7 protein-coding genes are annotated in these 12,848 nt (G+C 71.4%); 6 read left to right on the forward strand and 1 reads right to left on the reverse strand.

All coding sequences use genetic code 11. The annotated features are described in order from the left end of the window. Window positions 1-205: 205 nt before the first annotated feature. Window positions 206-2,371: a RecQ family ATP-dependent DNA helicase gene (locus ACFZDE_RS33225; RefSeq protein WP_391206369.1), complete on the reverse strand. Its 2,166-nt coding sequence runs from the start codon at window positions 2,369-2,371 to the stop codon at window positions 206-208. Between the two features lie 141 nt (window positions 2,372-2,512). Between ACFZDE_RS33225 and ACFZDE_RS33230 the strand changes: the two genes are divergently transcribed. From ACFZDE_RS33230 to ACFZDE_RS33255, 6 genes are all read left to right on the forward strand, one after another. Beyond that, window positions 2,513-4,153, forward strand: a complete 1,641-nt coding sequence (locus tag ACFZDE_RS33230; RefSeq protein WP_391206372.1) for a DUF4192 family protein — start codon at window positions 2,513-2,515, stop codon at window positions 4,151-4,153. Window positions 4,154-4,788: 635 nt separating this feature from the next. Beyond that, the gene (locus tag ACFZDE_RS33235; RefSeq protein WP_391206375.1) at window positions 4,789-6,708 is read left to right on the forward strand and encodes a glycogen debranching N-terminal domain-containing protein; all 1,920 of its coding nucleotides are present in this window, start codon (window positions 4,789-4,791) and stop codon (window positions 6,706-6,708) included. A 129-nt stretch (window positions 6,709-6,837) separates the two neighbouring features. After that, window positions 6,838-7,596 (forward strand): NUDIX domain-containing protein, encoded by a 759-nt coding sequence (locus ACFZDE_RS33240; RefSeq protein WP_030845456.1) that lies wholly within the window; start codon window positions 6,838-6,840, stop codon window positions 7,594-7,596. Between the two features lie 146 nt (window positions 7,597-7,742). Then, window positions 7,743-9,809 carry an ATP-binding cassette domain-containing protein gene (locus tag ACFZDE_RS33245; protein WP_391206379.1) on the forward strand — a complete coding sequence of 689 codons (2,067 nt, stop codon included), beginning with the start codon at window positions 7,743-7,745 and terminating at the stop codon, window positions 9,807-9,809. Between the two features lie 161 nt (window positions 9,810-9,970). Continuing rightward, window positions 9,971-10,858, forward strand: a complete 888-nt coding sequence (locus tag ACFZDE_RS33250) for an FCD domain-containing protein (RefSeq protein ID WP_390994760.1) — start codon at window positions 9,971-9,973, stop codon at window positions 10,856-10,858. A 427-nt stretch (window positions 10,859-11,285) separates the two neighbouring features. Next, window positions 11,286-12,827, forward strand: a complete 1,542-nt coding sequence (locus ACFZDE_RS33255) for an RNA polymerase sigma factor (protein ID WP_184908320.1) — start codon at window positions 11,286-11,288, stop codon at window positions 12,825-12,827. The last annotated feature ends 21 nt before the right edge of the window (window positions 12,828-12,848 follow it).

A 12,848-nucleotide genomic window follows, 5' to 3' on the forward strand; every position in this document is an offset into this window, starting at 1 on the left:
GACTTCAATTCTTCCTGTCGAACTTGAATGCGGCAACGAGCAATTGAGGCTGCCGACCGTTATCAGATGATGCGCGGCTAATATCCCCACCGTGCGTGTCGCCGGACCACCCATGGGGCGTTCGAGCACGACACGTTCGTACGTCACGGGTGTGTGCGGCGTCCAGAGGTGTGCCAGGGCGACTGCCTCCGGCCGCCTTACGACGTCAGCCCTGAACAGCCAACACCAGCGGCAACACCCCCTGCGCGCCGGAGCGTCGGAGCATGCGGGCCGCGACCGCGAGAGTCCAGCCCGTCTCCGTGTAGTCGTCCACCAGGAGGACCGGGCCCTGGGCCTCCGTGAGAGCGGACGCGAGGGCGGGCGGCACGGCCAGAGCCCCGTCGAGCGCCTTCAGCCGCTGGGCGCTGTTGCTCCGAGAGCCCGGAAACGCGTCGCCGATGTACTCGACGGCGCCCAGCAACGGCAGCCGGCCGATCTCGGCGATGCGCGCCCCCAGGGAGTTGATCAGCTGCGGACGCGTTCGCGAGGCGACGGTGACGACGCCGGCCGGGCGGGGCACCCTCTCCGGAGCGCCCGGGGTCCAGCCGCCGGGGCCCTTGGCCCAGTCGGCCAGTACATCCACCACGGCCTTCGCCACGTCATCGGGCACCGGCCCGTCAGGTGCCTGGGGCGCGAACATGGGGCGCAGCCGATTGCCCCACCCGATGTCCGACAGACGCCCCAGCGCGCGTCCCGAAGCGGCTTGTTCGCCGGCCGGGATCCGTCCCTTGAGGTCCACTCCGATCGCCGGCAGCCCGGTGGGCCACATCCGTCGGGGCTCCACCTCGACACCGGCCCGGCCCAGATCCACGCGCGCGGCGTCGAGCGCCGCCTCGGACGTGTCGGCGGCGAAACGCGGACCGGCGCAGTTGTCACAGCGTCCGCACGGCTTGGCGGCCTCGTCGTCCAACTGGCGCTGCAGGAACTCCATGCGGCATTCGGTCGTCGAGGCGTACGCGCGCATGGCCTGCTGCTCGGCCTCGCGCTGACGAGCCACCCACGCGTAACGCTCGGCGTCGTACGTCCACGGCTGCCCGGTCGCGGTCCAGCCGCCCTTGACCCGCTTGACCGCCCCGTCCACGTCGAGGACTTTGAGCATGGTCTCCAGGCGGGAACGGCGCAGCTCCACCAGAGGTTCCAGGGCGGGGAGCGACAGGGGCCGCTCGGCATGCCCGAGGACGTCGAGCGTGCGGCGCACCAGGTCTTCCGAGGGGAAGGCCAGCGACGCGAAGTACTGCCAGATCGCTTCGTCCTCCCTGCCCGGGAGCAGGAGCACCTCGGCATGCTTCACACCGCGCCCGGCGCGGCCCACCTGCTGGTAGTAGGCGATGGGGGAGGAGGGCGAGCCCAGGTGCACCACGAAGCCCAGGTCGGGCTTGTCGAAGCCCATGCCGAGCGCCGAGGTGGCGACCAGTGCCTTCACCTTGTTGCCGAGTAGGTCTTCCTCGGCCTGCTGGCGATCGGCGTTCTCCGTCTTGCCTGTGTACGACGCCACCGTGTGCCCGCGCTGCCGGAGAAAGGCGGTGACCTCCTCGGCGGCGGCCACCGTGAGGGTGTAGATGATTCCGGAGCCCGGAAGCTCATCGAGGTGCTCGGCGAGCCAGGCCATCCGGTGGGCGGCGTCCGACAGCCGCAGCACGCTCAGGCTCAGGCTGTCCCGGTCCAGCGGGCCCCGCAGCACGAGGGCGTCAGAGCTGCCGCCGGTGCCGAGCTGTTCCGCGACGTCGGCCGTCACGCGCGCGTTGGCCGTGGCGGTGGTCGCCAGCACCGGCACACCAAGAGGGAGATCGGCGAGCATCGTGCGCAGTCGGCGGTAGTCCGGCCGGAAGTCGTGTCCCCAGTCGGAGATGCAGTGGGCCTCGTCCACCACCAGGAGTCCGGTGGCGGCCGCGAGCCGGGGGAGCACCTGGTCCCGGAAGTCGGGGTTGTTGAGCCGCTCAGGACTCACCAGGAGCACGTCCACCTGGCCCGCGGCGATCTCGTCCTGAACGGCGTCCCACTCCTCGGTGTTGGAGGAGTTGATGGTCCGGGCGTGGATGCCCGCCCGAGCCGCGGCCTCGACCTGGTTCCGCATGAGGGCGAGAAGCGGCGACACGATCACGGTCGGGCCGCTGCCCCGCGCCCGCAGCAGCGAGGTCGCCACGAAGTACACCGCGGACTTGCCCCAACCGGTGCGCTGGACGACCAGAGCACGGCGTCTGTCGGCGACCAGCGCCTCGATCGCCCGCCACTGGTCCTCGCGCAGCCTGGCCTCCCCCGATACGTCACCGACGAGGCGGGCGAGGACCGCGTCGGCCGCTGCCCGGAGTTCCGCGTTGCTCGTGTGCTCCATGTGTTCCATACAACAGGACGGCACTGACATCCGGAGCCGCGGACCGGAACCTGTGGACGCAGCGACCCGGGGTGGCGTGTCCCTGATCAGACTTATCCACAGGCTCAAGCGGAGGTTTGGATTCCGCGAGATCGTCTTCGCATGACGAACCACAGCGAAACGACCGGACCCTCCGAGAACGGTGACATCACCGGGCCTGCGGCGCAGGGCGGGCACAAAAGGGGCGACACCACTGGGCCCACGGCGCAGGGCGGGCACGAGCAGGGCGATCAGGAGAAGAAGGGGAGCGGCACCTCCGGACTGACCGCCGCCGGCCCCGCGTACGGCCGTCACGGCGACGAACACCAGGTCACCCTGCGCACCCCGGCCGAACTGGCAGATGCCCTGCCGTACCTGCTCGGATACCGCCCCGAGGACAGCATCGTCCTGGTCGCGCTGCACGACAGGGGCGGGCGCGGCCGGTTCGGAGGCCGGGCCCGGCTCGGTATCCCAGCGAACGCGGACGACTGGCCGTCCGCAGCGCGGCAGCTGTCCCATGGCCTCGTGACGGGCAGCGAGCGCCGAGGGGCCCGGCCCGAGTCCATGGTCGCCTTCCTGTGTCAGGAACCGGAGAAGGGACAGACCGGCCGGCAGGTGATGGAGCGGCTGAGGCCTCTGGCCCAGAGGCTGCGTGTCGAGTGCGGCGCCATGGACGTGGTGGTGGTCGAGGCGCTGTGCATCTCGGAGGGCCGCTACTGGTCGTACTGCTGCGACAACGCGGCATGCTGCTCCCCCGAGGGAGCACCCATGGGCCTGCCCGGCACCTCGGTGCTGGCCGCGGCGGCCACCTACGCCGGTATCCAGGTGCGGGGCTCGCTGCGGGAGCTCCGGGCCCGGCTCCTCCCCTGGGAGAGCGCCGCGGCACTGGAGCAGGAAGCCGCTCTGGACGCCGCCAGCATGGCCCTGGTGCCGAAGATCCTGGACGAAACGGGTCGCGTAGCCGTGGCCGACGAGACACTGGAACTGGCCAGGAAGATCCTGGGCCGCTTCGCCGATGCACAGCCTGCCTCCGGCACACTCCTGGCGGATCTCCGAGACGACGAACTGCTCGGACACGACGAGGCCGCCCGGCTGATCCTCGGCCTTCAAGACCGAGCGACCCGCGACCGTGCCGCCGAATGGATGGAGGGCGACGAGGCCGGACACGCCCTTCGCCTCTGGAGGACACTGGCTCGCCGCTGCGTCGGGCCCTACGGTGAACATGCCGCCGCGCCGCTGACCCTGGCCGGCTGGGTGGCGTGGTCCACCGGCGACGAGCTGGAGGCCCGAGAAGCCCTGGCCATGGCCCTGGGTGCCGATCCCGACTACCTCTTCGCCCGCCTTTTGCACCAGGCCTGCAATGAAGGCCTCGACCCGGAGTCGATCCGAAGCTGCCTGCGATCGGAGCGTGAGGACCGGGGGCGCGCGGTGGGTGACCTCTCGGAGTCGCGGGCGGCCGGGGACGAGTCTGCTGGGGGCGGGACGACCCCGGCGCCCGGCATCGCGCCGCACGGCGGGCGATCGCGGGCTGACAAGGGCACTCAGGCGCCCCGGCGGTGCACGCCGGCGAGCAGCACACACCCTGCCGGTGCTGCCAAAACCGGCCCTCGACCGGGCCGTCCCACAACGGCGAGCTCTGCGCGGCCCGGCAGCGTGCGAACGACCGGTACGCGTACGCGTGCGTCCAGGAAACCGGCCATGCCCTGCCAGGACATGGGCCAGGAGGCCGTACCGCCCGGGCACGGCGGGGGCGATCAGGAGTGAGCCGCCGCCGGGATACCTCGACGCGCAAGGCGACGGGCGACGGGCGTGACTCGGAGGACGCCCTCACCGTTCACCTGAGTGGCGGAGCGGCTGGACAAGCCGTGACGCGGCACCGCCCCCACTCCGCCGGAGCCCTCCGGCCCCGACGCCGAACACGATCGAGGCGCACCGAGCGCAGAGGAAGCCTCCCCATGCAACAGCCGACTCCGCCCGCGGCCGCCGATGACCGCCGCCCCAAGAGCGGGTCCCCGCAACGCCTCGCGTCGGGGCTGGGCCCGCCCGATGCCGGAGCACCGGGGGCCAGGGCGGGGGAGCAGGCTGCCCCTCCGCGGCCGACCGCACGGCCCGACGGGTATGGACCGAGGTTCCCCGGCGGTACGTCGACCGCCTCTGCCCTCACCGGTCTCGACTCGTGCTCGCCGTCGTCACCGGGCCCTGGCCCGGGCCGATCTTCTCTCCGAGGGACGGCCCAGGATCGTCGCCCTGGTACGGGTCCGGGGTACGGCGCGGTCCCACCGTCCTCCGCCTCAGGACGGACACCGGCGCCTCCGGGGTACTCGCCATCGCCCCCGCCCCGGGGTGCCACGCTCCCTGGACTGCGCTGGTCCACCGACTTACCACCCGTCCACACCGCGATGATCTGCGTCGCTCTGCCCGGGCTGGCCATCTCGACGGACGAAGGGCAGCTGACCGGTCGCGGGCTGGAGGGGTTCTACCGTGCCGGGCGGCGCGTGCTCTCCCGGTGTGAGATCCGCGTCGCCGGGCGCGAACCCCTCGCGGTGCAGGCCCGGATGGCCTCGGCCGACCGCGCCAGGTTCGTGGGCACACTCCGCGCGTCACCGCAGGCGGGTCCGGACCCGGACGTGATCGTGGAGCGCAACCGTTTCGCGGACGGCACCGAGCGGATCACACTGCACAGCGCGGCTCCCCGCCCGCTGCGGCTGCCGGTCGAGATCGTCCTGGGCACCGACCTGGCCGACCTCGGGGCCATCGCCTCCGGCGGCGCGGGCCCCGAACTCTCCGCCAGCGTTCACGGCTCGGGCCTGCGCTGGTCCTGCGCCACCGGCAACGCGTCCGTCACGGCCGAACCGCCTCCCTCGGACGCCGTCGCCTCGACCGGGCTGCTGCGCTGGGAGCTCGACCTGCCACCCGGCGGCAGCAGAACCCTGGAACTGCGGGTGCGGCCGGACGGCGCGGGGCCGCTGCGAGCCGCGGGACGAGCCGCGACCAGCCCCCTGGCCGCGGCGCGTGCTGAGGGCGACGACCCGAGCCCCCCTGCCCTGCTGCGGACGAGCATCGAGGATCTCCAGGCACTCCTCCTGCGCGACTCCGCGAACCCCGCCGACACCCACCTCGCGGCCGGCGCGCCCTGGCGCTGCGGTCTGGCCCCCGCCGACGCGCTCGTCGCCGCCCGGATGGCGCTGCCGCTAGGCACCGGCCTCGCAGCCGGGACGATGCGGATCATCGCCCGGACCCAACTCACCGGCCCCGGAACGCGGTCCGGGATGATCCCCGGCCCAAGACGGGACGCAGGGCCGCACCTGCCGCCGCAGTGCACCGGTACCGAGGCCACGCTGCTGTTCCCCGCCCTGCTCGCCGAGGCCCGCCGCTGGGGTCTCCCCGACCAGGAGACGGAAGAGTTGCTGCCCGCCGCTGAGCGCTGCCTGGCATGGTTGCGCACCAGCGTGGGTGACGGCTCGTACCTGCGCGATCCGAACCCGGGCGGGCCTGTCCGTTGTGAGACGCAGGCTCACGCCCACCGCGCCGCCCTGCTGGGCGCGGACCTGCTCGACGCCTGTGGCAGGCCGGGGGGAGGGGCACTTCGGGAATGGGCACAGACCCTGCGGGCCGCGTTCGCACGGGATTTCTGGGTGGAGGACCGCGGGGGCGGCAGGCCCGCGGCAGCCCGTGCCCCGGACGGCAGCCTCGTTCCCCACCTCGGTGCGGCCGCCGTGCACCTCCTTGACACCGGCCTGCTGGGCGGGGGCGAGTCGGCACCCGGTCTGCTCGACAAGGTCCGGACCGAGAAGCTCGCCCGGCTGCTCGGCGGCCCTGCCATGGACTCCGGATGGGGCCTGCGCGGCCTGGGCGCGAAGGAACCCGGATTCAATCCGTTCGGCCACCGAGCGGGAGCCGTGCGGATCCAGGAGACGGCACTCGCCGTCGCCGGACTGGCCGCCGCAGGCTTCGAGAAGGAGGCGAGCTCGCTGCTGAGCGGCGTACTCGCGGCCGCAGAGACCTTCGACCACCGGCTGCCCGAGATGTACGCGGGGGAGCAACGCACCGCGGGAAGTGCTCCGCTCCCGCATCCGGCCGCGTGCCGCCCCGCGGCCACGGCGGCGGCAGCCGGAGTGCTGCTTCTGACCGCCCTGGCCGGCATCCGCCCCGACGCCCCGGCCGGGACGGTCACCCTGCGCCCCTTGCGTGGTGCACCCCTCGGGGAGATCGGCTTCACGGGGCTGCGCGTGGCGGGTGCCCCGTTCTCCGTGCGGGTGAGCCGGCTGGGCCTCGCCATGGTCGAGGAGGCGGCCGACGGACTGCAACTAGGGGTTTGACGTGCGGTGACGTGCGAATTCAGGACCAAGTGGGAGGCAGTGGAGTTCGAACCCGACCGAAGTGGATCAGTAGGGGATGGGACCTCAGAAGGGAGTGTTTATCGTCAAGCAGACGACTATGATCGCCGCATGCCCTACGACCCGTCAGCGTTCCCGCCCTTCGCCGTCACCGTGGACCTGGTCGTACTGACCGTGCGCCGCCATGCTCTGTGTGCGCTGGCGGTACGCAGGGGCGAACCGCCGTTCCAGGGACGTTGGGCGTTGCCCGGCGGCTTCGTACGGGCCGACGAGGATTTGGCGCAGGCCGCGGCTCGGGAGCTGGCCGAGGAGACGGGATTGAGCGTCCACGACCCGTCCGCCCCGGCTCAGGACAACGGCGCACATCTGGAGCAGCTCGCCACCTACGGAGACCCCAAGCGGGACCCCAGGATGCGGGTCGTCAGCGTCGCCCACCTCGCCCTCGCCCCCGACCTGCCCGCACCCCGGGCCGGCGGAGACGCCAGCAACGCGCGCTGGGCCCCGGTCGAGGAACTGTTGCAGCAGGGTGGTTACGGGCGGGACGCCGAGCCGGTGGCGCCACTCGCCTTCGACCACGCGCAGATCCTCGCGGACGGAGTGGAGCGCGCCAGATCCAAGATCGAGTACTCGTCGCTGGCCACCGCATTCTGCCCGCCCGAGTTCACCGTCGGGGAGTTGCGCCGTGTCTACGAGGCGGTGTGGGGCGTGGCGCTCGACCCGCGCAACTTCCACCGCAAGGTCACGGGGACGCCCGGCTTCCTCGTTCCCACCGGCGGGACGACGACCCGGCAGGGTGGACGCCCGGCTCAGCTCTTCCGTGCCGGTGGCGCGACGCTGCTCAACCCCCCGATGCTGCGCCCCGAGGTGTGACCGACGGGCCTGCCGGGCGCGCCTGTCACGGGCCTCGCCGGGCCCGGAACTCGACCTGCACGCAGTCCGGTCGCGGGTGACGGTCCCGCCCGGGGCGGATCTCGGGGTGCCCGAAAAACCGGACATAGCGCGCTATCTTGCTGCGAGTGATCCAGGCCTTCGGACTGACCAGCAACCCACGCAAAGAGCTTCCGCCCGCGGTTGACGACATCTCCTTCGAGGCACGGGCGGGTCGCATCACCGCGCTGCTCGGAGCGCCGGGCGCCGGCAAGACGACGGTTCTCAGACTGATGCTCGAACTGCAACAGGGGCGCGGCCTCACCCATTTCCGGGGCCGTCCGCTGCATCGCATCGCCCATCCCTCGCGTGAAGTCGGTGTCCTGTTGGGGGACGTGCCCGGGCATCCCGCCCGCACGGTCCGGGGACATCTGCGCATGCTGTGTGCCGCCGCGGGCGTCCCGGCCCGGCGTGCCGACGAAGTCCTGGAGATTGTCGGGCTCGTGAGCCTGCGCGAGGAACGCCTCGGCACCCTCTCCCGCGGCATGGACCGACGCCTCGGGCTGGCCGGCGTCCTCCTGGCCGACCCGCACACCCTCGTCCTCGACGACCCGGCCGACGGGCTCTCCACGCGTGAGGCCACCTGGCTGCACGGCATGCTGCGCGCCCACGCCGCCCAGGGCGGCACGGTTCTTCTCACCATGTCCGACCCCAAGGAGGCCGCGCGCACGGCCGACCGGGTCGTCACCCTGGAGCAGGGCAGGCTCGTGGCCGACCAGGAGGCCGCGGAGTTCTCGCGCACCCGCCTCCGCCCCCGAGTCGCCGTACGCAGCCCGCACGCGGCCCGTCTGGCGGTTCTCCTGGCCAAGCAGGCCCGCACCGCGCAGCGCTCTCTCGAAGTCGTCAGAGAGGACGGCAACCGCCTTTCGGTGTACGGCGGTACGTGCGCGGACATCGGCGAGATCGCGTTCCGTCATGGCATCGTCGTTCACCAACTCGCCGACGAGATCGGCGACATGGGGCCCGGTGCGGGGAGTACTCAGGCAAGCGGAGCCTCCGGTGGGTGCCGCGACGACGCAGGGCGCGCCGCCACTGTTGCCTCGCGTGACCGGGACCAGGTGGAGTCGGGACGCATCTCCGACGGGACCCCTGACCGAAGTCTCGATGGGCCAGAGTCGGCGCACACGCCCGCCCTGGAACCGCACCCTGACGCTCCGCAGCCCGTCGCGAACACACCCTCACTGTCGTTCGGGCAACCGCAGCTGCCCGATGCCGAGCCAGATGAGTCCTTGAGTGCCTCGTCAGCCGGTCGCCCGAGCGGCGATTGTCCGTCGGCGACCTCGCTCGCGACCTCTGCTCGCAGGGCGCCACGCCCAGCCCGTGCGCGCGCCGCCGGAACGCTCGACGCACTGCCTCCTCTGCCGCCCCCCATCGCTGTCCGTCCCGGCCCCAGCCCCCTGCGTCCTCTTCGCTACGAGATCCGCCGTGCCACCGGGATCGGCACCGGGTTCCTGACCGGGGCCGTCACGCTCGCCCTGTCCGCCGTGATCGCCGTGGTGCTCGCACGCATCGGGCACACTCCGCAGCCGCGCCTGCTGGCCGCCTGGCCGCAGGAGTTTCCGCTGCCGCCCGCAGCGCTCGGCGCGGGACTGCTGGGCGCGCTGTCCTTCGGCGACGAGTTCCGCCACCCCGCCCTGGCTGCGGACCGTGGCACCGTGCCCCGCCGGCTGGGGCTGCTGGCCGCCAAACTGCTCGTCTCCTCGGCCACCGCGCTGGTGCTGGCCGTCCTCACCGTCGGCTGCGATGCCGAAGTGCTCTATCTCGTCTACGGACGGGAACTCGCCCAGGTTCCCGTCGACTGGTTTTCCCTGGGTGTCAGTTGGATCGGGCTCGTGGTCGGCTGCGCCTGGGCCGGTGTACTGGCCGCAGGCGTCTTCCGGTCCACCTCGGCCGGACTCGCCGCCGTAGGTGCCGTCCCCGTCCTCGTCGTGCCTGTCGTGCACAAGCTCGTGAACGGGCCGTCCGTGCGAACAGCTGCCGGACTCCCCGCGCGGCTGCGGGAGGCCCTTCTGCCGCAGTGGCCCTTCGGGGGCGAGCGCTACCTGGAGGCCGCGCTCAAGATCGTCTCCCAACCCGTAGGCGGGGCACTGACGTTGTCGCTGACCACGCTGCTCTGCGCGTATCTGCTCACCACCCTGCGGAGCAGGTTCCGGTGACGACTGTCCGTAACCCTTAGTCCGGCCATGCGCACAACTCCCCGCAGCACGCCCATTTCTTTCCGATAAGGCGTCAATTGCGACGGGGTGAGCGATCACCCTTTCGTGTGCTTTTCACCAAAGACCTTAAGGGAGTTGGAGACGACGCCGACAAAGGATGCGTGAGTACCCTTGCGCACACCATGATGACCGCCGCCCGCTCCGCTGACTCCGGCCTCGCGAGCCCGGGCGAACTCGACCGCTACCCGTACGCCGAGGCGCCCGCCGTCGACCGTGTCGGAATCCCCGCCTGGGACGGCGGGGACCCCGAGCTGGGCCGCGTGGGCCGCCGCGCCGCGGGCAGCCGCGGGCGCGGGCTGCACGGCCAACTCGTCCAACAGCTGGGTCAGATGATCGTGTCCGGCGACCTGGGCGCCGACCGCCCTCTGGTGCCCGAGGAGATCGGCCAGCGCTTCGAGGTCTCCCGCACCGTCGTCCGTGAATCGCTCCGGGTTCTGGAGGCCAAGGGTCTGGTGAGCGCCCGTCCCAACGTCGGCACGCGTGTGCGCCCGGTCAGCGACTGGAATCTCCTGGACCCGGACATCATCGAGTGGCGGGCCTTCGGGCCGCAGCGCGACGACCAGCGCCGCGAGCTGAGCGAGCTGCGGTGGACGATCGAGCCGCTCGCCGCCCGCCTCGCCGCCGGGCACGGGCGCGAGGACGTCCAGCAGCGCCTCGTGGACATGGTCGAGATCATGGGGCATGCGATGACCCAGGGTGACGCGCTCACGTTCTCCCGTGCCGACGCCGAGTTCCACTCGCTGCTCATCCAGGTCGCGGGCAACCGCATGCTGGAGCACCTCTCCGGGATCGTTTCCGCGGCCCTGCAGGTCTCCGGCGGCCCGGTCACGGGTTGTGACCGGCCCAATGAGGCGTCCCTGGCCCACCACGGCCGCATCTGTGACGCCCTCGCCGCCGGCGACGGTACGGCGGCCGAGGCGGCCATGCGCCAACTCCTGACGGTCCACCCTGAGGTGGAACGGGTCGTGCCCGCCCCGCGCGAGCACTGACCGCGTTCCGCGGGCGGCGCGGCCGGGTGTGCCACCCCCCTCCTGTGGCAGTGCCGGTTCGGTGATCCGCCTCCCCGTCGGACCCCGTGGGATCCTTGAGATCCTGCGGGGTCCGACGGCGCAAAGGGGGTCGGGGCCCGACGGGCAGCCAGGTCGGCATTGAATGTGACCTTGTCTGTCACTGTCTGACCGTTTTTGTTCGCTTACGGGGTGTGACTCGGGCCACGCGGATTGGCCGTAACGCTCGTGGGAAGAACGCGATGACCTAAGAGGTGACAGCCGCGGAGGGAATACGGACGTCGTTCACGGCGCTGTGCATCTTCCCGGCCCCCGCCCGCGCCGTCGGCCCATCCCCAAGCCGGTGGTCGGCTCCTGTCCACTATGGGCGGGGCCGGAAGCCGTTTTCCAACGTTCCGAGAGGTTGTTCGTGTCGGCCAGCACATCCCGTACGCTCCCGCCGGAGATCGCCGAGTCCGTCTCTGTCATGGCGCTCATTGAGCGGGGAAAGGCTGAGGGGCAGATCGCCGGCGATGACGTGCGTCGGGCCTTCGAAGCTGACCAGATTCCGGCCACTCAGTGGAAGAACGTACTGCGCAGCCTCAACCAGATCCTCGAGGAAGAGGGTGTGACGCTGATGGTCAGTGCCGCAGAGCCCAAGCGCACCCGAAAGAGCGTCGCAGCGAAGAGTCCCGCCAAGCGCACCGCCACCAAGACGGTCGCGGCCAAGGCGGTGACCACCCGGAAGGCCACTGCCACCGCCACGCCGGCGGCGCCCGCCACCGAGCCCGCCGCCGAGGAGGAGGCACCCGCCAAGAAGGCGGCTGCCAAGAAGACGACCGCCAAGAAGGCGGCAGCGAAGAAGACCGTCGCCAAGAAGACGGCGGCCAAGAAGACCGGCGCCAAGAAGGACGACGCCGAGATCATCGAGGAGGAGGTGCTCGAGGAGGCAGCCCCCGGCAAGGCCGGTGAGGAGCCCGAGGGCACCACCGAGAACGCGGGCTTCGTGCTCTCCGACGAGGACGAGGACGACGCACCCGCCCAGCAGGTCGCGGCCGCCGGTGCCACCGCCGACCCGGTCAAGGACTACCTCAAGCAGATCGGCAAGGTCCCGCTGCTCAACGCCGAGCAGGAGGTCGAGCTCGCCAAGCGCATCGAGGCGGGTCTGTTCGCGGAGGACAAGCTCGCGAACGCCGACAAGCTGGCTCCCAAGCTCAAGCGCGAGCTGGAGATCATCGCCGAGGACGGCCGCCGTGCCAAGAACCACCTCCTGGAGGCCAACCTCCGTCTGGTGGTCTCCCTGGCCAAGCGCTACACCGGCCGCGGCATGCTCTTCCTGGACCTCATCCAGGAGGGCAACCTCGGTCTGATCCGCGCGGTCGAGAAGTTCGACTACACCAAGGGCTACAAGTTCTCCACGTACGCCACCTGGTGGATCCGTCAGGCCATCACCCGCGCCATGGCCGACCAGGCCCGCACTATCCGTATCCCGGTGCACATGGTCGAGGTCATCAACAAGCTCGCGCGCGTGCAGCGCCAGATGCTCCAGGACCTGGGCCGCGAGCCCACCCCGGAGGAGCTGGCCAAGGAACTCGACATGACCCCCGAGAAGGTCATCGAGGTCCAGAAGTACGGCCGCGAGCCCATCTCGCTGCACACCCCGCTGGGCGAGGACGGCGACAGCGAGTTCGGTGACCTCATCGAGGACTCCGAGGCCGTCGTTCCGGCCGACGCGGTCAGCTTCACGCTCCTGCAGGAGCAGCTGCACTCCGTCCTGGACACCCTCTCCGAGCGCGAGGCCGGCGTCGTCTCGATGCGCTTCGGCCTCACCGACGGTCAGCCGAAGACCCTCGACGAGATCGGCAAGGTCTACGGCGTCACGCGCGAGCGGATCCGCCAGATCGAGTCCAAGACCATGTCGAAGCTGCGCCACCCGTCCCGCTCGCAGGTGCTGCGCGACTACCTCGACTGAGCGAGGCCGTACGACACCGAA

The sequence above is a fragment of the Streptomyces sp. NPDC007929 genome, from assembly GCF_042959065.1.
Classification (GTDB): domain Bacteria; phylum Actinomycetota; class Actinomycetes; order Streptomycetales; family Streptomycetaceae; genus Streptomyces.

Coding starts and splice junctions, on each gene's coding strand:
- ACFZDE_RS33230 (WP_391206372.1), top strand. CDS start 2,513: ATGACGAACCACAGCGAAACGACCGGACCCTCCGAGAACGGTGACATC.
- ACFZDE_RS33235 (WP_391206375.1), top strand. CDS start 4,789: ATGATCTGCGTCGCTCTGCCCGGGCTGGCCATCTCGACGGACGAAGGG.
- ACFZDE_RS33240 (WP_030845456.1), top strand. CDS start 6,838: ATGCCCTACGACCCGTCAGCGTTCCCGCCCTTCGCCGTCACCGTGGAC.
- ACFZDE_RS33225 (WP_391206369.1), bottom strand. CDS start 2,371: ATGGAGCACACGAGCAACGCGGAACTCCGGGCAGCGGCCGACGCGGTC.